The organism is Aquimarina algiphila (assembly GCF_007489275.1).
GTDB classification, from domain to species: Bacteria; Bacteroidota; Bacteroidia; order Flavobacteriales; family Flavobacteriaceae; genus Aquimarina; species Aquimarina algiphila.
In genome coordinates this window covers 1-20,911 of the sequence record NZ_VLNR01000071.1, presented here as the reverse complement: position 1 = coordinate 20,911, position 20,911 = coordinate 1, and the positions used below count along the sequence as shown (strand labels likewise).

Sequence of the window (20,911 nt, the reverse complement as noted above, 5' to 3'; positions counted from 1 at the left end):
AAAATTTTGAAATCTGTCGCAATCAAAGCAACATTTAACAATAAAAAAATAGCTGTCCTACCCAATAGTAGTCAAGCATTTTCTTTTTGGAATACTATATATCTAGGAGATGCTTTGAATGCTGAAGAAAAAAAACAAATCCTATTGCATGAGGTTGTACATGTTGAGGAAAAACATTCTATCGATCAGATCTTCTTTGAGTTTTTAAGAGTCCTATTTTGGTGGAATCCCCTCGTCTATGTATTTCAATCAAGAATAACGGTATTACACGAGTATATAGCTGACGCCGAAGTAATTACAACCATAGACAAAAGAAATTATATAGAGCAATTGTTAAATGCTGCTTTTCAAACTCAAGAAATCACATTTGTAAATCAATTTTTTAATCAATCCCTAATCAAAAAACGAATACTTATGTTACAAAAATCCAAATCTAAAACTATCTCCAAATTTAAATACCTGCTATTAATCCCTATAGTCTTAGGAATTCTGACATATACTGCTTGTAGTGAAGAATTAAATCAATCAAAAGATAATGACTTTGAGGGTTCAAAAAATGATGACCGTCCAGACTATGCAGCACTTATGATAAGTCATGAACCAAAATGTCCAAATCAAAATTCAGTATATAATAAAAATCTTAATAATTATTTAAGTGTAAGAAACGGTAAAAATTCTGAAGCTATTCTTGATATCATTTCTATAGAAACTTCAAAAAAAATAAGAACGATTCACTTTTTTAGAAATCAAACCTTTTTTGTGCGAAACATACCTGAAGGAAAGTACAAACTACATATATCATATGGTGAAGATTATGCAGAAAAGACCGTAGATGAAACCTGCAAAGGGTATTTTAAAAATGAAGTAGCAACAGAAATAAATGAAAACATTCTAGATTTCGATGTTCTAAAAACGGAAAAAGGAGTAAATATACCATCATATAATATATCTATTGATATGGTAAAAAAAGAATCCGAATTACCTGATGAGTCCTCTGAAGAATCAAATACCATTGTTAATAACAATAATAGTGGAGGGTCTGAACCCAAATGCTCTAACCAAAATTCTACTTACGATAAAAAAATAGACAATTATCTAAAGATTACAACTGGTAATAATGCCGAAGTTATAGTTCAAGTTTTTGTACTAGATACAGAACAAGTTATCAGAACGGCTTATATAAAACGAGGTAAAATGTATTTCATTAGAAATATCCCAGAAGGAAAATACAAACTCAATATCACATATGGTGACAATTATGCTGAAAAAACAGTGGATGGAGTTTGCTTAGCATATTTTAAAGATGAAAAAGCAAATGAAATAGGTGAGTATACTCTGGACTTTACAGTAATCAAAACTGATAAAGGCTATAATGTTCCTTCATACAATATCGCTCTTGATTTTAATGATAATGACCCTATTAATTAAGACTTAAAAAAAAGAATTTAACATAGATCAAAAGTGTAATAAATTACAAGCCGAAGTTACTTACTTCGGCTTTAATAATCCCATCATTTCTCCTTCTAAAAAAAATTATGTAGCTTGGCAATCCGAAATAGTTTATGGATTAATGAGGAATAGAAATTGGCATATCATTCTATTAGTTTTTACTTTATTTTCTTGTAAAAATTTTGTTCTCAAAAAAGAGAACAAAGAAGATATTGTAAAAGAGGGAATGGATAAATTAAATCGTAATGAAGTAGAACAACCTCCGCTATTTTCTGTTTGTAAAGGGAAAGCAGAAGATGAGTTAGATTCATGTTTTCAAAATACGATTACCAAACACATACATGACTATCTTACCAAATATCCTATCACAGTAAAAAGAACAATTAATGACACCATTTGGGTACCTTTATTAATTACCAAAGATGGCAAAATCATACTTGAGGATTTTACATTACCAGATACTACAATTGCTCAGATTCCAGACCTTAAAAACAGGTTAGAACAAAGCATTGATTCTTTACCAGAGGTTGAACCCGCACACACGAGAAGTACCCCCGTAACAACACGTTATAAACTTCCTATTGTAATACACATAGATTAGCAGTATACTTATTTTGAATTGCGTAGTTTTGTAAAAACTCTGTATTTCATTGGAAAACGAAAAAATTATATTAGGCATTGACCCTGGAACCACAATTATGGGTTTCGGACTTATTAAAATACGAAATAAGAAAATGTCTTTTTTACAGCTTAATGAGCTTCAACTTGGCAAATATGATGATCATTATTTAAAACTAAAGCTAATTTTTGAACGTACAATAGAGCTTATAGACACTTATCATCCAGATGAAATTGCTATCGAAGCTCCTTTTTTTGGAAAAAACGTACAATCTATGCTTAAACTCGGACGCGCTCAAGGAGTGGCTATGGCAGCTGGGCTTAGCAGAGAAGTACCTATCACAGAATATTCTCCAAAAAAAATTAAGATGGCTATTACTGGTAATGGAAATGCCAGTAAAGAACAAGTAGCTAAAATGCTACAGAGTTTACTAAAACTAAAAACACTTCCAAAAAACCTCGATTCTACTGACGGACTAGCTGCTGCTGTGTGCCATTTCTATAATATGGGGCGAGCAGATATAGTGGGAAAAAGTTATACTGGCTGGGCTGCTTTTGTGAAGCAAAATGAAAAGAGAGTAAAAAAATAATTATAGATCATAACTTTTGATTTCAGAGAATTTTAAATTCGTACCAATCAATTTAAAAATACAACATTATTAGCGGTATTTACATCCATATTCCTTTTTGCAAACAAGCTTGTCACTATTGTGATTTTCATTTTTCTACTTCTATGAAAAAAAAAGATGAAATGATTACCGCACTATGTGATGAAATACGGTTGCGGAAATCAGAAATTGATCCTAATGAAAATATCGAAACTATTTACTTTGGAGGAGGTACACCTACCGTATTGTCTATAGAAGAACTCACACGCATTATAGAGGTCATTTATAAGAATTATTCGGTTATCCAAAATCCAGAAATAACAGTAGAAGCAAACCCGGATGATCTAACCGAAGAAAAGATAAAATCACTATCTAGTAGTGATGTAAACCGTTTAAGCATAGGTATTCAGTCTTTTTTTCAAGAAGATTTACAGCTCATGAATCGAGCTCATAATGCAAATGAAGCAAAAGAATGCCTCGCAATGGTTAGTCGGTATTTTGAAAATATTTCGATTGATCTGATTTATGGCATCCCTAATATGTCGATTGACCAATGGAAACAGAACATTCAAGTGGCAATGGACTTTAAAGTACCTCATATCTCTTGTTATGCGCTTACTGTCGAGCCCAGAACTGCTTTAAAAAAACTAATTCAAAATGGTAAAATAGAACCTGTAAGTGATGAGCTTGCACAAGAACATTTTGAAATTCTCGTAGATACATTAGAAAATCGAGGATTCGTGCATTATGAACTCTCTAATTTTGGAAAACCCGGGTACTTCAGTAAAAATAACACCGCATACTGGAAAGGGAAAAACTACTTAGGTATTGGGCCATCTGCACATTCTTTTAATGGAAAACAACGAAGCTGGAATATCAATAACAATATAAAATATATTAAAGCCCTGCAGCAGCAGCAAATCCCCAGAGAAGTTGAAGATTTAAGTAAAACTGATAGGTATAACGAATACATAATGACAGGTTTGAGAACCATTTGGGGAGTGTCATTACAGAAAATAGAACATGAGTTTGGTGAAAAACATAAAGAGTATCTTATGAAACAAGCTCAAAAACATATTGACAAACACCTACTATTTATAGATGATGATACTTTATTGATTACTAAAAAAGGAAAGTTTTTAAGTGACGGCATCGCAAGTGATCTTTTCTTACTAAATTTAGGATAAATAACCATGGGGGTTATCCAAGAAAAATATACTAGTATTGAAACCCAGTACAATATCAAAATAGCCTGAAATCTATGATATGATTACGACAATTGAACACAACAAAACATCCTATACAATTGATCTTTCTAAACCTCTGGATATATCCATACCACTAAGAGCTTCTAAAGAAAACGTAAATGCCTGGTATATTGATGAACCAAAGATTGAACCTGTAACAAATGGTGATTGGATTGGAAAAGTATCTAAAGGAGCTTCTACTAATTTTAATACGATCACATTTAACCCTCATAGCCATGGGACCCATACGGAATGTGTTGGCCATATCACTACAGAGTTTCATAGTATAAATCAGGCTCTACAACACTTTTTTTATATAGCAGAAGTTATTTCTGTTACCCCAAAAAAACAAGAAGAGGATTACGTAATAACAAAAGATTGTATTAAAAATATGATTACTTCATCCACCTCTGAAGCCTTAATTATAAGAACAATCCCCAACGTAAAAGACAAACAGAACAGACAATATTCGAATACTAATTGGCCTTATCTCACCAAAGAAGCAGCTGCTTATATTTCAAAACTAAATATTGAACATCTACTTATTGATTTGCCCTCTGTTGATAAAGAAAAGGATGATGGAAAATTACTTGCGCATAAAGCATTTTGGAACTACCCCTCTGCTCCCCGTTATCATGCTACAATCACAGAAATGATTTATGTAAATGATATAATTTCTGATGGATTATATATACTTAATCTTCAGACAGCATCGTTCGAAAACGATGCTTCTCCAAGTAAACCTATCCTTTATAAAATACTTTAAAATTAAAATCCAAATGAAAACTACTATACAGCTTGAAGAAATTGCAATGTTTGGATTAGGTATTTATGCATTTAGTTTGCTTCCTTATTCCTGGTGGTTATTTTTAGCTTTATTTCTTGTTCCCGACATAGGGATGATAGGTTACGTAATAAATAGTAAATTTGGTGCTTTGAGCTATAATATATTTCATCATAAAGGGCTAGCAATTATTATATATGGTATAGGAATTTCTATCCCAAATGAAACGCTTCAATTATCAGGAATCATTCTTTTTGTTCATTCTGCTTTTGATAGAATTTTAGGTTATGGTTTAAAATATGAAAAAGGATTTAAATTTACACACTTAGGTGAAATAGGGAAAAAGAGTTAGAATGGAATTATTATTTGTTGGACTTTTGGGAGGTGCTATTTTAGCATATTTTATTTTTGCACGATTTAGTGCTGCACAAAGAAAATCATCTGTACGAACACAATCTACTGTTCTTATGGAAAAAATCAAAAGCGTTTGTAAACTTGTTACTGTAGAAGGAGATTTTGCAGAAATATACCATTATGAAAGTGTTAAAGATAAATTTTTTAAACTCCTGTCCGGAACTAAAAAAGCATTGATTATTATTGAAGCCAAAGCTTATGTAGGATTTGATCTGTCAAAGGTTTCATTAGAAAGCGACACCAAGAACAAAAAGATAATTCTTACTCATTTCCCACAACCAAAACTATTGACTATAGAGACTGATTTTAAATACTATGATAAAAAAGAAGGATGGTTAAACCCATTTACCTCTTCTGATCTTACTGATCTTAATAAAGAAGCTAAACAATTTATTAAAGATAAAATTCCACAAAGTGGACTCATGGAGTCTGCAAGAAAAGAAGCGTTAACAGCAATTGCACTTATGGAAACTCTGGCCGAATCTATTGGCTGGACATTAGATTACTCTGCTTTACAGCTAGATGACAATAATCCCAATACAAAACAGTTAGAATAGAGAACAATGAGCATAGTTATTTCTACTGATAATGAAAAATTAGATATAGATTTTATTCATCAGTTTTTAACCCATTCATATTGGGCCGAAAGTAGAACCAAAGAAGAAGTAAGTATAAGCATGAAAAACTGCTTGAATTTTGGCATTTATCTTAATAAAAAACAGATCGGTTTTGCAAGAGTCTTAACCGATTATACTGTTTTTGGATACTTGATGGATGTATTTATTACAGAAGAGCATAGAGGAAGTGGATATGCAAAACTAATGATGAAAGCCATAATGGATCATCCAGATTTACAAAATATTAAACGATGGATGTTAGCTACTCATGATGCACATTCATTGTATAAAAAGTTTGGTTTTAGTGCTATTGAGGACCCTTCTAAACTTATGGGAAAACTTGTAAATAATTAAAAATGAATATAGAAGCATTCAGAGAATATTGTCTTGCAAAAAAAGGAGTTACAGAAGAATTTCCATTTGATGAAAATACACTTGTTTTTAAAGTAATGGGCAAAATGTTTGCTTTGACCGGATTAGAAAGAATTCCGTTTAGTGTTAATCTAAAATGTGACCCAGAACGTGCCATCGAACTTCGTGAATATCATCCTGAAATCACTCCTGGGTACCATATGAGTAAAAAACATTGGAATACTGTTAACTTTTCTGAAGGATTAGCTACTAATATAATACTCGAGTTGATAGATCACTCCTATGATTTAGTAGTAAGCGGCTTGACTAGAAAGGTAAAACAAGAATTAGAAAAACTTTAATTAAAAGCACTAGAGAACAAAAAGCTTATAAATAAGAAGTGTATTTGAAACTATACTTTCTTTTATATTATATTCACGTTCTCCTCAAAATATATGAATAATCCACACAAATTTTATAGAGAACAAATTGCTCTACATACCATATCACTCAAAAAAATAAAAAAACAACTAGCTGTTTCCAGTACCATACGATTGTTTGTTTTTTTGATTCTCGTTGCAGCTGTATATTTTGGTTATCCCAACACTCAAATTATTATTGCTAGTATTGTTATAGGAATTACTGCTTTTATATTTTTGGTCAATAGACATACTAATCTTACATATACCAAAAACAAAATAAAACAGTTGATTGATATTAATCAGCTAGAACTTGATGTTTTTGAAGGTGATATAAGTCTACTTGATGACGGAGCATCTTTTATTGATTCGACCCACCCTTATAGCCATGATATCGATTTGTTTGGGAAACAATCTTTCTTTCAATATGCCAATCGTACCACCACTTTGGCAGGAAAAAGTAAATTGGCAAAGATACTTACTGCAAATTCGATAGATTATATTGAAAAAAAACAGGAAGCTATAGAGAATTTATCTAAGTTACCCGAGTGGCGGCAAGAATTCAGTGCCATTGCTTCTCTAGTGAACGTTACAGTTACCGTTTCTTCGATTCAAAAATGGCTTCAGCACTATACTTCTTTTGTTCCTAAACTCATGAGGGTGCTTCCTGCTATTGTTTCGGGGATTTCAATTATCATGTTAATATTACTATTTACAGAGGTAATCACCTTTAATATCTTTTTATTATGGTTTTTTATCGGACTCGGAATAACAGGAACACAAATCAAAAAAATCAATAAACTCTATAGTGATGCCAATAAAGTAAAAGACACATTCGAACAATATTATAAACTTGTCGACAAAATTGAAAACACAAATTTTCAAGCTTCTCTATTACAAGAAAAGAAACAACTAGTCATTAGTGAAACAGAAAAAGCTTCACATACACTAAAACAATTTGCAAGTATCCTTAATGCTTTTGATCAACGTAACAATATGATGTTTGGTGTCTTGGCTAATGGATTAATACTTTGGGATATTTTACAAAGTTATCGTATCGAAAAATGGATTGCCAAAAACCATGATAAAGTTTCTCAATGGTTTGAAGTAATTGCGTTTTTTGATGGGTATAACTCTCTTGGGAATTTTGCGTTTAACCATCCAGAGTATATTTACCCAAAAATAACCTCAGACAATATTATACTTGATGCCAAGGATTTGGGACACCCTATGCTTAACACTCAAAAAAGAATAGATAATGATATAACCATTCATAAAGAAGAATTCTTTATCATCACTGGAGCCAATATGGCAGGAAAAAGCACCTTCTTACGTACTGTTGCATTACAACTTGTGATGTCAAATATAGGCTTACCAATTTGTGCAGCATCTTGCGAGTATCGCCCTATTAAACTTATTAGTAGTATGCGTACATCAGATTCTCTTAGCGATGATGCCTCATATTTCTTCTCAGAACTTACTCAACTAAAAAAAATCGTAGATGCCCTAGAAACTGATGAGTATTTTATCATTTTGGACGAAATCCTAAAAGGCACTAATAGTAAAGACAAAGCTGCGGGATCTCGTAAATTTGTAGAAAAATTAGTAAAAGCTAAAGCCACTGGGATTATTGCTACTCATGATTTAAGCCTTTGTGAAATAGCATCAGAATTACCTCAAGTGAAAAATCGCTTTTTTGATGCACAAATTGTCAACGATGAACTTTATTTTGATTATAAATTTAAAGATGGAATTTGTCAGAATATGAATGCTTCTTTTTTACTAAATAAAATGGGGATCGTTTAATCTTTCAATTAAAAATGAGTTAATTACAACAAATCATAATAACTATGAAAACATGTTTTTGCTTCTGTCTCCTTTTTTTATCTACTATAATAATATGTTCTGGTCAAGAAAACATTGTTGAATTATGGGAAGGAAAAATTCCAAATCAAAAAGAAACCGATGAAGTTGAGATCAGGAAAAATGAAAACATAGTTAGCATTAAAAATGTACAAAAACCTACACTTGAAATTTATTTACCGTCCAAAAACAACACTACCGGAAAAGGTATAGTGATTTGTCCAGGAGGAGGTTATGGCTCTTTGGCATATGATTGGGAAGGTACCGAGATCGCAAAATGGTTAAATTCTAAGGGAATTGCTGCATTTGTTTTAAAATATCGATTACCACAATCCAAATCTATTATCATTGCTAACGAAGCACCTCTGCAAGATGCACAAAGAGCAATTCGATTGGTTAGGCATCATGCAAAAAAATGGAATGTATCTCCAGAACAAATTGGTATTATGGGGTTTTCTGCAGGTGGACATCTTGCTTCGACTTTGGGAACTCACTTTGACAATAAGACTAGTCAAGTAGATGCTATAGATTCAATTAGTGCTAGACCAAATTTTATGGTGTTAATGTATCCAGTAATCACCATGAAACTTCCTTATACTCACCAAGGATCTAGAGATAATCTTTTGGGCACTTCTCCAAAACAAGAGTTAATCGATTTCTATTCAAATGAATTACATGTAACTCAGAATACACCGCCTACCTTTATTGTTCATGCAACCGATGACAAAGCAGTCCCTGTTGAAAACAGCCTCCTGTTTTATCAAGGTTTAAAAGATGCTGGTGTATACTCAGAAATGCATATCTATCCCAAAGGAGGACATGGATTTGCTTTAGCTATTGGGCGTGGATATTTACAAACATGGAATGATCGTCTTTATGACTGGATACAAAATTTGAATTGATAAATCTCAATCATTCAAAACACGAATATCATATAGATTTTTCCGAAATTGAGAAGGTGTAATCCCTTTAATCCTTTTAAATTTTCTATTGAAATTTGATACATTTTTAAATCCGCTAGAATACGATGCCTGTGCAATAGATATATCTGGTTCTTTTGATAGGATCCTGCAAGAGTGTGTTATTCTCACTTCGGTCAAAAACTGAAAAAAAGTCTTATTCGTTCGTTGTTTAAAATAACGACAAAAAGCATTAGGTGTCATATTTGCTAAATCAGACACTTCCTGTAAGCTAATATCACTATAAAATTTCTCCATGACAAATTGAAAAACATCAGCCATTCGTTTTCCTTCATAATCTGTGTAGTTTTTTCTGGTAATCGATGAAGATATAGTTTCAGTTTTCGCTAGGCTAAAAAACTTTAATATCTGCAAAAATATCACAAAACGATCCAGCCTATGTTTCTTCTTTTTAATAGTAAAAAACAGTTCTCTTAATTCTTCTTTTTCAGAAAGTACTCTAATCCCATATGACAAGCTATCAAAAAAAGTAAACAAATCATTAAATTCAGAAAGTTCAAAAAACCCGTTCCCAAAAGATTCTTTGGTGAAAAATAATGAAATCATATATGATTCTTCAGAAGATGAAATACTTTTCAATACATGAGGAACCTGGCTTCCAAAAACCAGAATATCATTAATACGATAATTAGTAATCGTATCACCCACAATCACACTTCCTTCTCCTGACACAATAAACGATACCTGAATCTCCTCATGCTGGTGTAATGTATCATAAAACTTAAGCCCTCTATCTTCCTGAATGATAAGAGTATCTGTTGAAGTCTTTGGAATTTTAAAAGGTAATACCTGCATCACATTAAGTTAATAATATCCAATTTATTAATAAAACTACAAAATATAAGGTAATATAGTATCAAAATTGGGTAATTTCAAAAGATATCTCCTCTTAGTTTCATTATACTTTTGAATAAAAATACATTATGACTATAGAATGGAAAGGCGTAATGCCCGCCGTAACAACAAAATTTACAGATCAAGATACGCTGGACTTACAAATGTTTGAGGTGAATATTAATGCACAAATAGAAGCTGGTGTTCATGGTATCATACTTGGTGGAACTTTAGGAGAAGCCAGTACATTGAGCGACGAAGAAAAAAGAATCCTTGTAAAAACTACGGTTAATATTGTAAAAAACAAAGTTCCGGTAATCATAAATATTGCTGAGCAAACTACAAAAGGAGCAATTGAAGCTGCAAGAAAGGCAGAAGAAGATGGAGCGAGTGGATTAATGATGCTCCCCCCTATGCGATATAAAGCTGGAGACCGTGAAACTGTAATCTATTTTAAAGAAGTAGCCAAAAGTACTCACCTTCCAATTATGATATACAACAATCCAGTAGATTATAAGATTGAAGTGACTCTGGATATGTTTGAAGAATTATTGGCATTTGATAACATTAAGGCAGTAAAAGAATCTACACGAGATATTTCTAATGTTACCCGCATTAAAAATAGGTTCGGAGATCGTTTAAAAATCCTATCTGGGGTAGACACATTAGCTCTCGAAAGTTTATTGATGGGTGCAGATGGCTGGGTTGCAGGGTTGGTTGACGCTTTTCCGGCAGAAACCGTTGCTATTTATGAGCTTCAAAAAGCAGGAAAAATTAAAGAAGCAATAGCAATATATCGTTGGTTTTTACCTTTGCTAGAGTTAGACATAAACCCTAAATTAGTACAGAATATCAAACTGGCAGAAGTAGCTACAGGAATAGGTACCGAAAATGTTCGTGCTCCTAGATTACCACTTGTTGGAGAAGAACGAAAAACGGTATTGAAAGTCATTGAAAATGGGCTAAAAACAAGACCAGAATTACCCGATTATAAAAACAGTGATTTAATGTGAAAATGAATTAATGATACAATAAAAGCTTATAAAGGAGTATTAAAAAACAGCATCGAAAAAAAATTATGAGTAGTTTCTAGTTCTAGAAAAAAATTACCTCCCTTGACTAAAGTATTGTATAATTTCAACATTAAAGTATTAAAACATTGAATTAATAGATACTATATATGGAAAAAATAGAGTTCATTAAACAATTTAAAAACAGAACTAAAAAATTATCTGTGGATATTATTTTAATGTATAATACTCTCAAAAAAACAGAAGCAACTAAAGTAATCGGATACCAAATCATAAAAAGTGCAACATCCACTGCAGCTAACTATAGAGCATCTTGTATTTCGAGATCTAAAAAAGAATTTTATTCTAAAATTTCAATAACAGTGGAAGAAGCAGATGAGACAGTATTTTGGTTAGAGATTTTAAGAGATTCAGAATTGGCCTCGCGTAAAATAATTGATCCTTTATTAAAAGAAGCAGAAGAAATTGTAAAAGTAGTTTCAAAAGCCAGAAAAAACACCTCATTTGACTAAAGTATTGTACAATTTCAATATTAAAACATTAGCTCCTTAAAACATTAATTCATTATCTCATTGAATATGATAACTGGAAAAAACTATATCGGAAATCAGCTTTCCTCAGAAGGAAATAGAACCTATAAAACATATAATCCCAAACTAAATCTTGAAAACGAACATACATTTTATGAAGCTTCTGATCAAGAGATAGAAAAAGCAGTCTTATTAGCTGCTGAAGCATTTAAAACATATAAAAAAACTTCTGGAGCAAAAAAGGCCGAATTTATAACTGCTATTGCAGATGAGATTTTGGCTTTAGGTGATCTTTTAATACAAACCTATATATCTGAGACAGGCTTACCCGAAGGAAGGGCAAAAGGAGAACGCGGAAGAACCGTTGGGCAACTAAGAACTTTTGCAGAATTAGTATCCGAGGGTTCCTGGGTAGAAGCTACTATAGATACTGCTGATCCCGATAGAGCTCCGATTCCTAAACAAGATATTAGAAAAATGTTAGTGCCATTGGGACCTATAGTCGTTTTTGGAGCTAGCAACTTTCCGCTGGCTTACTCTACTGCTGGCGGAGATACAGCTGCTGCATTTGCTGCGGGATGTCCTGTGATTGTAAAATCACATCCGATGCATGCCGCAACAGGAGAACTGGTCGCTTCTGCAATTCACAACGCTGCTCAAAAAACTGGAATGCCAAACGGTATATTCTCTAATTTAAACAGTTCGGGCATTGAGGTAGGAGTCCAATTGGTAAAACACCCCAAGGTAAAAGCTGTTGGCTTTACAGGAAGTATTCGCGCAGGTAGAGCATTATTTGATCTTGCTTCGCAACGACCAGAACCCATACCTGTATTTGCAGAAATGGGAAGTATCAATCCCGTCGTTTTACTTCCCGAAGCAACAAAAACCAGGGGAGAAGTTTTGGCTAAAACCTATGCCAATTCCATAACATTAGGAACCGGTCAGTTTTGCACCAATCCAGGCTTGATTTTGGGTATAAAAGGAGAAACTCTCGACCATTTTATCAATATACTTTCTGATGAAATCGTTGGTATAGAGCCTTCTTGTATGTTACACCCTAATATTATAGGTAATTATGAGAACAATAAAACCCATGTTTTACAACAAAATGGTCTAAGCATAACTGCAGAATATGATGGTGATTTATTAATCAATCATGCCAGGCAAACGATAACCAAAGTAGAAGGAAAAACATTTTTAGAAAACCCTAAACTTCATCAAGAAGTATTTGGACCTTTTTCTATGATCGTACAATGTAAAGATGCTAAGGAATTAGAAGATATAATTTCGAATCTCGAAGGACAACTTACAGGGACTATTCTTGCAGAAAAAGAAGAAGCTGTACTCTACGACTCTGTGATCGAGGCATTACAAAACCGAGTAGGTAGAATCATCTATAATGGTGTTCCTACCGGAGTAGAAGTATGTCCTGCTATGTTGCATGGAGGACCTTATCCAGCATCTACTGACAGTAGGTTTACAGCAGTTGGCATTCACTCTATAAAGCGTTGGGTAAGACCTTTTAGTTATCAGAGCTGGCCAAATCATTTATTACCTGATGAACTTAAAAACGAAAATCCTTTAGGGATTTCAAGACTTGTTGACGGTAATCCTAGTCAACGTAAAATCTGATTTTAAAATCTACATTTAACATCAATATCAAATGAAAATTTCCAAAATTATCATCATTACAATTTTACTTTTAAATTTTGGGTGCGCCGAAAAAAATGAGGTGAAAGACAAAAAAAACCCATCAGATCAACTTCATGCTATTATCACTGAAATTGACGAAAGAGAAAGTTATGATAGAGAAGAATATCCTTTAGGCATCTTCACCAAAGAATATTTCAAAACCGAAGCAGATTTTGCACAAAAAAAACTACTAGAACTCTCTACCGTTGATAGAAACCAACTTAAAGAGACTGATAGAATATCTTTTGATCTTTTAAAATTTGTTTTACAGAATAAAGTAGATCATTATGAATTCGAAAATTACTTAAATCCATTACTATCAGATTCTGGTTTTCATAGTAATCTTAACTATATGGTTAAACCATTAACCACCTATGAACAGGTAAAAGAATATCTAAGTAAACTTAATGCGATCCCTGTATTTGTAGATCAACATTTTGTAAATTTAAGAGAAGGTCTCAAAAAAGGAGTTTCGCAACCAAGAATTATATTCGAAGGATATGAATCCACTTACAATAACCATATTATTGATAATATTGAAGATAGTTTCTTCTACTCTCCATTTAAAAACTTGCCAGAAACATTATCACAAACTCAAAAAGATTCTGTAATCACTTCTGCAAAAGAGGCTATAAAAAATAATGTTGTCCCTCAATTTAAAAGAATTAAAGCCTTCTTCGAAACCGAATATCTTCCCAATACAAGAACTACAATTGGCGTATCCCAAACTCCAAACGGAAAAGAATATTATCAAAATAAAATAAACTTTTATACCACCAGTACCAAGTATACTGCAGATGATATTCATAATATTGGATTAAAAGAAGTATCTCGTATAAAAACTCAAATGGAGCAAATTATAAAAGACCTTGAATTTCAGGGTAGTTTTGCTGACTTTTTAAAATTCCTTCGTACCGATGAGCAATTTTATGCTAAGACTCCAGAACAATTATTAATGATTGCCAGAGATATGGCAAAGCGAGTAGATGAGCAATTACCCAGGTTTTTTAAAACATTACCCAGAAAACCATATGGCGTGGCTCCTGTACCCGATGCAATTGCACCTAAATATACAACGGGAAGGTATGTAGGAACAAAAGCAGATAGCTCAGAACCTGGATATTATTGGGTAAACACCTACGATTTACCAAGCAGAACACTATACACACTACCATCTCTTACTGTTCATGAAGCAGTTCCAGGGCATCATCTACAAGGAAGTCTAAATAACGAACTGGGAGATAGCATCCCAAAATTCAGAAAAGATCTCTACTTATCTGCATATGGAGAAGGCTGGGGATTATATTCAGAATTTCTGGCAGAAGAAATGGGCATGTACACCACTCCTTATGAGCATTTTGGTAAATTAACCTATGAGATGTGGAGAGCTTGCCGATTAGTAGTCGATACAGGAATTCACGCAAAAGGTTGGACACGCGAACAAGTAGTAGACTATATGGCTTCAAATACTGCATTATCGTTACACGAAATACATACAGAAACAGATCGATACATCTCTTGGCCCGGACAAGCTTTATCTTATAAAATCGGAGAATTAAAAATAAGAGAACTTAGAAAAAAAGCTGAAACTGAATTAGGTAGTGAATTCGACATACGAGAATTTCATGAAGTTATTCTAGAACAAGGAACGGTTACGCTTTCAATTTTAGAAAATAGAATTATTGCTTATATCCAAAGAACAAAAAATGGCTAGTACTTCTTTTAAATGTATTGATGCACATACTTGTGGAAATCCAGTAAGAGTAGTAACTACAGGGCATCCTAATCTTATAGGAAATACAATGAGCGAAAAACGTCAACATTTTCTAAGAGAATATGATTGGATTAGAACTGGATTAATGTTCGAACCAAGAGGGCATGATATGATGAGTGGTAGTTTTTTGTTTGATCCACATGATCTACAGAATGATTTTGCTATTCTATTTATCGAAACCTCTGGTTGCCTTCCCATGTGCGGTCATGGCACCATAGGAACAATCACAATTGCAATCGAAAGAGGTTTGATACAACCAAAAACACCAGGCAAAATTAGAATGGAAGCCCCTGCAGGTTTGGTAGAAATCGAATACCGACAAACAGGGAAAAAAGTAGATTGGGTAAAACTAAAAAATGTAAAATCTTATCTCGCTGCAGAAGATTTAAGCATTGATTGTCCAGAACTAGGCGAGATAACTTTTGATGTAGCTTATGGTGGTAATTATTATGCAATTATTGATCCTCAAAAGAATTTTAACGGATTACAAAATTATACTGCAGGAAAATTGATTCAATACTCCCAGATAATACGAGAGCGTATTAATAATAAATATCCAGATAAGTTCATGCATCCAGAAAATGAAACCATAAGAGATGTTAGTCATATTCTTTGGACGGGAGAACCTATTCATTCTGATTCGTCTGGCAGAAACGCCGTCTTTTATGGTGATAAGGCTATAGATCGATCTCCATGTGGAACAGGAACCTCTGCTCGAATGGCACAATTATATGCCAAAGGAAAGTTGAAAAAAGGAGATGAATTCATTCACGAAAGTTTTATCGGAAGCACATTTACAGGACGTATAGAGGAAGAAACAACACTAGACAATAAAAAAGCTATTGTTCCCAGTATTCAGGGTTGGGCAAAAATATATGGTGACAATATTATTTCTATTGATGATGAAGATGACCCTTATGCATATGGATTTCAGGTTATTTAAATAATAAAATGACTTAATGCTATTAATGAGAAAATGATTTAATAAAACTGAATAATTATATATGGAGAAATCAGAATTCATTGAAAAGTTTAGAAAACGAACTAAAAAATTGTCTGTTGATATTATTCTAATGTACAATACACTCAAAAAAAACCGAAGCCACTAAAATAATTGGTTATCAAATTATTAAAAGTTCCACATCTACAGCTGCAAATTATAGAGCATCTTGTGTTTCTAGATCTAAAAAAGAATTTTTTCTAAAATTTCTATAACAGTTGAAGAAGCTGATGAGACCTTATTTTGGTTGGAAGTTTTAAAAGATGCTGGACTAGGATCAGAAAAAATAATTAATCCATTAATAAGTGAAACTAAAGAAATTTTAAAAGTAGTTTCCAAAGCTAGAAAAAATAAAACATTTGATTAAAAATTACCATTTAACACGTATTCATTGTTTCATTAAAACATTAAAACATTGAAAAATTGTATCATCATTGGCGGTGGAATTATCGGATTATGTTCTGCATATTATCTAAATAAAGAAGGGCATCAAGTAACTATACTAGATCAATCTTCTATGGATTTTGGAGCCTCATATGTAAATGCAGGATATCTATCGCCAAGTCATATTATTCCCCTTGCAGCTCCCGGCGTAATGAAAAAAGGATTGAAATGGATGCTTAATTCTTCCAGTCCTCTATATATAAAACCCCGTCTCAATGCAGATTTTTTACGTTGGACCTGGGCCTTTAACAAATCATGCTCGTTAGAAAATGTAAACCGAGGTATTTCGGCTATCAAAGATATAGCTATATTGGGTCGAGATCTTTATGCTGAAATAAAAGAAGAAGAAAAATTTACATTTCAACTTGCTCAAGATGGACTTCTAATGATCTGCCAGACAGAAAAAATGTTGGAAGAAGAAATTAAAGTTGCCAAGATTGCCCAAAAAGAAGGTTTAGCCGTTCGTGAGCTCTCTTTAAAAGAACTTCAAGATATTGAGCCTAATGTAAAAATGAATGCAAAAGGAGCAGTACTATATGAATGTGATTGGCATACTACTCCGCAGGTATTCATGAAAGAAATGAAAGCCTATCTTACCTCAGCAGGTGTTGTTATTCATAAAAATGAAAAAGTACAGGATATTACCATCGAACATGAGAAAATAATCGCTGTACATACTACAAATACTTCTTATAAAGCAGATGAATTTGTTCTGGCCGCCGGATCATGGTCAAATATCTTGAGTAAAAAACTAGGTCTTAAACTATTATTAGAAGCCGGTAAAGGATATCGTATTAATTCGAAAAGAGATTTTGGTATTTCCATGCCTGCAATCTTAACAGAAGCAAAAATAGCTGTTACTCCAATGCAAGGCTTTACAAGATTTGCTGGAACTATGGAAATTTCGGGTATTAATCATAATATTAACAAAGTGAGAGTAGAAGCTATTGCCCAGGCAACTCATAATTATTATCCGGGTATCGAAATTTTACAACAAGAAAAAGATGATGCAGCTTGTGGCTTAAGACCCGTTTCTCCAGATGGGATGCCATATATTGGTAAATCCCATCTCTGTAAAAATCTAACTATAGCTACAGGACATGCTATGATGGGGTGGACCATGGGAACAGCAACTGGAAAATTGGTTTCGGAAATTATATCGAACAAAAAGACATCGTTAAATATTGATGCCTATCATCCTGATCGTAGGTTTTAGCTACAAAATCCCTGTTTGACGTTTATAAAAAGCATCTTGTTGTTTTTTCATCATCTCTCTCGCAATTTTCTTTTTATATTCATATAACTCTTCTTCTTCGGTGAGATCACCATAAACTCGATCATTAATTGCATGATCTGTTTCCAAGGATACTTTTCTTTGATCTTCTTTTTGGGCTACCCATGTTTTTACTTCACTTTCTAGATCTTCCAATTTAAAATCATATTCTCCTTTTGGCGAAAGTAACTTTGCAAAAATAGGAGAGGTTTCTATAGCTAGAAAAAGTAAAAAGATAAAAAACGAAGGGAGCCATGGTAACTCATTCAAAGCAGTAACTCTTGCCATCAAACCATCAAAATTATCAATTACAGGTTGTGAAGTGACTACCTGACTCTCATATTCTGTTGCTAGTTGTGATTTTTGAATTTCTAAGCCAGCTATTTTCTCTGTATTAGTTTTTTTTAATGCTGCTAATTCAGCTAGAGCCGCGTCGTGTTTTTCTCGTTTTTCTTTATAAACAGGACCTTTTCCTATAATTTCTGTCCCTTTTCTACCTTCTGCTTCTGCGATATACGTTTCATAAAGGGTATTAACCTCTGTCTCTTTTGTTGTCACCTCTTGCTTTAGTGAACCGATTTCAGTTTCAATTGCTGCAATAGCGGGTGTATACTGCGTTGCTATTTGTTCTTTATTTGCAAGTGTAAAATCATTCTTTTGCTCAAGTAATACACGGTCGATTTCTTTCTCAAAAATCTTTAATTCCAAGGGTTTCGAAATAACTATTGCAATAATTATAGCCAAAATAATTCTTGGTGTTGCTTGTAACAATTCATCTATAAAGTTTTCTTTTTTCTTTATAGTCGATACGATAAAACGATCTAAATTAAAAATCAAGAGCCCCCAAATCAATCCGAAGAAAACCGCTGAAAAATAGTTATCGAATACAGTATATAAGGCATAACTAGCAGCAATAAAAGCCATGATTGCAGTAAAGAATACTGTTGCTCCTATACCAGCATATTTGTTCTGCTCTCCTCCAGAACTATCGGCCAATATATCTGCATCGGCTCCAGAACATAAAATAAAAAAACGTTTTAACATGATCTAAGGGTTTTTGATTGATAATAGGTATAACGCTGATTTATAGCCAAATGTTGCACAAAAAAACTCCCAGGCGGGAGTTTTGGCTATTAAAATTGTTTGAGAAATGAATATTACATTAATTTTTTCTTTTGTCGATTTTTTCTCTCTCCTTTCTATCTTTCTCTACAGCCTTACGCGCTTTTTCCCTAGCTGCATTAGCTTCTTTTCTAACTTGCTTACGGGCTTTTTCTGCTTCTTTCCTTACCTTTTCTGCATTATATCTTGCCATTTCTCTAGCTTTCTCTGCTTGCTTCATTGCCATTTTAACCTCTTCCCTTGCTAATTTTGATCTATGCAAAGCTCGTTCTTCAGCTTTTAATCTCGATCTTTCTGATCTTCTTAATGCTTGTTCTCTTAACTCATGCGATCGTTCCCTTTTCACTCGCACTTCTTCTCTGGCAATCGCTCTAGCTTCATGCGCTTGTTCCATAGCTTCTCTTCTAACTCTATGCGCTTCATGCATAGCATTTCCAGCAGCTTCCATCGCAATTGCTCTTGAGATCTCTGCTTCTTCTCTTGCTTCTTCTGCATGTTTCATTGCAAGAGCTCTTGCTTCTTCGGCATGCTCCATCGCATTTTCAATCTCTTGTTCTGCTATTATTTCGGACTCCTCTCTTGCTATTTCGGCTTCATATCTCGCTTTTTCTAATTCTTCTTCTACTATTTCTGCTTCATTTTCAACTACACTATAATCGGCTTCTATATCAGCATTAGATAAAGGAACTTCGAATGGTTTTAGGTTTTTCACACTTTGTGATACTTTTGGTGCTTTGGCTGGCGGTGGAGGTTTTACAGCTGATGGTGGAGCAGGTGGTAGAGAAACTGCTCCAACTCCTATAGCTTCTGGTGAAGGAGGACTTGGTGGAACCAGATCATGCCCATCAGGATTTGCTTTATATAATCTGGTTTTTCTATATGCTGTATTTAATTTCTTCAGAAAGGTATCTGTGGTATTTTCCATTTTAACATCAAAATGAAATTCTGTAAGTTCATTATCTTTCCATTGCTTAGTAACATCATCAATTACTTTTGCAAAACCAGAAATATCGGTATTAATACCATTTACATTTATCTTTTCTCCACTTAATTTGATTTTGATATTTTTATCTGGATGAGTTGGAGCAATAGTAGTAGTACTCGTTTTTTGTTGTGCTACTATTTTATTATTAAATAAAAGTACACATCCAAAAAGGATTGGTAAAAGCAACAGCATTCTAGCTGTTGCTCTTGTTTTCGAAAATTTTTGTGACATCATAACAATTCGTTTTTTAGTTAATGAATAATTAATGGGACTTGTCAACATAGTGTGATTAGTACTATTTGGATAGCTAACAAGTAAATCCATATATCGATGTATTGAACATTGTTGTTTCAATACTTTTTGATCTGCAAGAAATTCGTGATTTAATCGTACAGATTTTTTAATCCAAAACCATATAGGATTGAACCAAAAAACCATTTGAAAAATCTCTATGCATAAAATATCTAATGTATGTTTTTGTCGTACATGTGTTTTTTCATGTAATAATACTTCTTGAGGGATAGCTTTTTCCCGAAATTCCTTTTTAGGAACAAAAATGTATTTCAAAAATGTATGCGGAACAATGGTATTGTTTAATAATACATTAATATGGGAAGTTTCTTTGAGGTTTTCATTCTGCTTTACCTTTTTTATCAAACTATACATATTTTTAATGAACCTAATTGCAAAAATCAGGAAGCCCGTTCCATATATACTCCATAACACTATAGGCAGATAGTTAATAGAACCCGTTGTGCATTTAGAAAAAGTTGCGCAAACTGCTAAAAGGCAGTAAATTGTAGTTACGACACTATAATTCATATGCACAACTTTCAAGCAAATTACGATAAAATACTCAAGGTTTTAAAAGGATTA

General features: G+C 33.2%; 20 protein-coding genes and 1 pseudogene. 18 read left to right on the top strand and 3 right to left on the bottom strand.

Features of this window, described 5'->3' with window-relative positions; all coding sequences use genetic code 11:
* The first annotated feature begins 6 nt into the window (after positions 1 to 6).
* The 11 genes from FOF46_RS25020 to FOF46_RS24970 all read left to right on the top strand — a co-directional run bounded on the left by FOF46_RS25020 (position 7) and on the right by FOF46_RS24970 (position 9,272).
* Entirely contained in the window at positions 7 to 1,428 is a 1,422-nt protein-coding gene (locus tag FOF46_RS25020) for a M56 family metallopeptidase (protein ID WP_167571943.1), read from the top strand.
* Between the two features lie 142 nt (positions 1,429 to 1,570).
* Positions 1,571 to 2,050, top strand: a complete 480-nt coding sequence (locus FOF46_RS25015) for a hypothetical protein (protein ID WP_143918350.1) — start codon at positions 1,571 to 1,573, stop codon at positions 2,048 to 2,050.
* Positions 2,051 to 2,099: 49 nt separating this feature from the next.
* Positions 2,100 to 2,657 carry a crossover junction endodeoxyribonuclease RuvC gene (gene ruvC / locus FOF46_RS25010; RefSeq protein ID WP_109434226.1) on the top strand — a complete coding sequence of 186 codons (558 nt, stop codon included), beginning with the start codon at positions 2,100 to 2,102 and terminating at the stop codon, positions 2,655 to 2,657.
* Positions 2,658 to 2,725: 68 nt separating this feature from the next.
* The gene (hemW, locus tag FOF46_RS25005; RefSeq protein ID WP_143918349.1) at positions 2,726 to 3,862 is read left to right on the top strand and encodes a radical SAM family heme chaperone HemW; all 1,137 of its coding nucleotides are present in this window, start codon (positions 2,726 to 2,728) and stop codon (positions 3,860 to 3,862) included.
* Positions 3,863 to 3,941: 79 nt separating this feature from the next.
* Positions 3,942 to 4,688: a cyclase family protein gene (locus tag FOF46_RS25000; RefSeq protein WP_143918348.1), complete on the top strand. Its 747-nt coding sequence runs from the start codon at positions 3,942 to 3,944 to the stop codon at positions 4,686 to 4,688.
* A gap of 13 nt (positions 4,689 to 4,701) precedes the next feature.
* Positions 4,702 to 5,058, top strand: a complete 357-nt coding sequence (locus tag FOF46_RS24995) for a DUF4260 domain-containing protein (protein WP_109434229.1) — start codon at positions 4,702 to 4,704, stop codon at positions 5,056 to 5,058.
* Between the two features lies 1 nt (position 5,059).
* Positions 5,060 to 5,677, top strand: a complete 618-nt coding sequence (locus tag FOF46_RS24990; RefSeq protein ID WP_109434230.1) for a DUF4230 domain-containing protein — start codon at positions 5,060 to 5,062, stop codon at positions 5,675 to 5,677.
* 6 nt (positions 5,678 to 5,683) lie between these two features.
* On the top strand, positions 5,684 to 6,091 hold the full coding sequence (locus tag FOF46_RS24985; protein ID WP_143918347.1) for a GNAT family N-acetyltransferase: 408 nt from the start codon (positions 5,684 to 5,686) through the stop codon (positions 6,089 to 6,091).
* A gap of 2 nt (positions 6,092 to 6,093) precedes the next feature.
* On the top strand, positions 6,094 to 6,450 hold the full coding sequence (locus FOF46_RS24980; RefSeq protein WP_109434232.1) for an MmcQ/YjbR family DNA-binding protein: 357 nt from the start codon (positions 6,094 to 6,096) through the stop codon (positions 6,448 to 6,450).
* Between the two features lie 93 nt (positions 6,451 to 6,543).
* Entirely contained in the window at positions 6,544 to 8,313 is a 1,770-nt protein-coding gene (locus FOF46_RS24975; protein WP_143918346.1) for a MutS-related protein, read from the top strand.
* A 44-nt stretch (positions 8,314 to 8,357) separates the two neighbouring features.
* Positions 8,358 to 9,272 (top strand): alpha/beta hydrolase, encoded by a 915-nt coding sequence (locus tag FOF46_RS24970; RefSeq protein WP_109434234.1) that lies wholly within the window; start codon positions 8,358 to 8,360, stop codon positions 9,270 to 9,272.
* 6 nt (positions 9,273 to 9,278) lie between these two features.
* On the opposite strand, the gene FOF46_RS24965 is transcribed toward FOF46_RS24970, so the two are convergent.
* Positions 9,279 to 10,145 carry an AraC family transcriptional regulator gene (locus tag FOF46_RS24965; RefSeq protein ID WP_143918345.1) on the bottom strand — a complete coding sequence of 289 codons (867 nt, stop codon included), beginning with the start codon at positions 10,143 to 10,145 and terminating at the stop codon, positions 9,279 to 9,281.
* A gap of 128 nt (positions 10,146 to 10,273) precedes the next feature.
* Between FOF46_RS24965 and FOF46_RS24960 the strand changes: the two genes are divergently transcribed.
* The 7 genes and pseudogenes from FOF46_RS24960 to FOF46_RS24930 all read left to right on the top strand — a co-directional run bounded on the left by FOF46_RS24960 (position 10,274) and on the right by FOF46_RS24930 (position 17,871).
* Positions 10,274 to 11,197, top strand: coding sequence for a dihydrodipicolinate synthase family protein (locus FOF46_RS24960; protein ID WP_143918344.1), 924 nt, complete (start codon positions 10,274 to 10,276; stop codon positions 11,195 to 11,197).
* Positions 11,198 to 11,364: 167 nt separating this feature from the next.
* The gene (locus tag FOF46_RS24955) at positions 11,365 to 11,727 is read left to right on the top strand and encodes a four helix bundle protein (RefSeq protein WP_143918343.1); all 363 of its coding nucleotides are present in this window, start codon (positions 11,365 to 11,367) and stop codon (positions 11,725 to 11,727) included.
* A 66-nt stretch (positions 11,728 to 11,793) separates the two neighbouring features.
* Positions 11,794 to 13,377, top strand: a complete 1,584-nt coding sequence (locus FOF46_RS24950; RefSeq protein ID WP_143918342.1) for an aldehyde dehydrogenase (NADP(+)) — start codon at positions 11,794 to 11,796, stop codon at positions 13,375 to 13,377.
* A gap of 31 nt (positions 13,378 to 13,408) precedes the next feature.
* Positions 13,409 to 15,151, top strand: coding sequence for a DUF885 domain-containing protein (locus FOF46_RS24945; protein WP_143918341.1), 1,743 nt, complete (start codon positions 13,409 to 13,411; stop codon positions 15,149 to 15,151).
* Complete coding sequence (locus tag FOF46_RS24940) at positions 15,144 to 16,154, top strand: 4-hydroxyproline epimerase (protein ID WP_143918340.1); 1,011 nt, start codon at positions 15,144 to 15,146, stop codon at positions 16,152 to 16,154. The genes FOF46_RS24945 and FOF46_RS24940 overlap by 8 nt, the downstream gene beginning before the upstream one ends.
* A 137-nt stretch (positions 16,155 to 16,291) precedes the next feature.
* Positions 16,292 to 16,578 (top strand): annotated as a pseudogene (locus FOF46_RS33135) (four helix bundle protein).
* Between the two features lie 48 nt (positions 16,579 to 16,626).
* Entirely contained in the window at positions 16,627 to 17,871 is a 1,245-nt protein-coding gene (locus FOF46_RS24930) for an NAD(P)/FAD-dependent oxidoreductase (RefSeq protein ID WP_143918339.1), read from the top strand.
* Here FOF46_RS24930 and FOF46_RS24925 read toward each other — a convergent pair whose 3' ends face one another.
* Together FOF46_RS24925 and FOF46_RS24920 are read right to left on the bottom strand one after the other, a co-directional pair.
* Positions 17,872 to 18,972 carry a DUF4407 domain-containing protein gene (locus FOF46_RS24925; RefSeq protein ID WP_143918338.1) on the bottom strand — a complete coding sequence of 367 codons (1,101 nt, stop codon included), beginning with the start codon at positions 18,970 to 18,972 and terminating at the stop codon, positions 17,872 to 17,874.
* Positions 18,973 to 19,090: 118 nt separating this feature from the next.
* Entirely contained in the window at positions 19,091 to 20,692 is a 1,602-nt protein-coding gene (locus FOF46_RS24920; RefSeq protein ID WP_167571942.1) for a M56 family metallopeptidase, read from the bottom strand.
* Between the last annotated feature and the right edge of the window lie 219 nt (positions 20,693 to 20,911).

Coding starts and splice junctions, on each gene's coding strand:
- FOF46_RS24980 (WP_109434232.1), top strand. CDS start 6,094: ATGAATATAGAAGCATTCAGAGAATATTGTCTTGCAAAAAAAGGAGTT.
- FOF46_RS25000 (WP_143918348.1), top strand. CDS start 3,942: ATGATTACGACAATTGAACACAACAAAACATCCTATACAATTGATCTT.
- FOF46_RS24995 (WP_109434229.1), top strand. CDS start 4,702: ATGAAAACTACTATACAGCTTGAAGAAATTGCAATGTTTGGATTAGGT.
- FOF46_RS24940 (WP_143918340.1), top strand. CDS start 15,144: ATGGCTAGTACTTCTTTTAAATGTATTGATGCACATACTTGTGGAAAT.
- FOF46_RS25015 (WP_143918350.1), top strand. CDS start 1,571: ATGAGGAATAGAAATTGGCATATCATTCTATTAGTTTTTACTTTATTT.
- FOF46_RS24925 (WP_143918338.1), bottom strand. CDS start 18,972: ATGTTAAAACGTTTTTTTATTTTATGTTCTGGAGCCGATGCAGATATA.
- FOF46_RS24965 (WP_143918345.1), bottom strand. CDS start 10,145: ATGCAGGTATTACCTTTTAAAATTCCAAAGACTTCAACAGATACTCTT.
- FOF46_RS24960 (WP_143918344.1), top strand. CDS start 10,274: ATGACTATAGAATGGAAAGGCGTAATGCCCGCCGTAACAACAAAATTT.
- FOF46_RS24990 (WP_109434230.1), top strand. CDS start 5,060: ATGGAATTATTATTTGTTGGACTTTTGGGAGGTGCTATTTTAGCATAT.
- FOF46_RS24945 (WP_143918341.1), top strand. CDS start 13,409: ATGAAAATTTCCAAAATTATCATCATTACAATTTTACTTTTAAATTTT.
- FOF46_RS24970 (WP_109434234.1), top strand. CDS start 8,358: ATGAAAACATGTTTTTGCTTCTGTCTCCTTTTTTTATCTACTATAATA.
- FOF46_RS24975 (WP_143918346.1), top strand. CDS start 6,544: ATGAATAATCCACACAAATTTTATAGAGAACAAATTGCTCTACATACC.
- FOF46_RS24985 (WP_143918347.1), top strand. CDS start 5,684: ATGAGCATAGTTATTTCTACTGATAATGAAAAATTAGATATAGATTTT.
- FOF46_RS24950 (WP_143918342.1), top strand. CDS start 11,794: ATGATAACTGGAAAAAACTATATCGGAAATCAGCTTTCCTCAGAAGGA.
- FOF46_RS24955 (WP_143918343.1), top strand. CDS start 11,365: ATGGAAAAAATAGAGTTCATTAAACAATTTAAAAACAGAACTAAAAAA.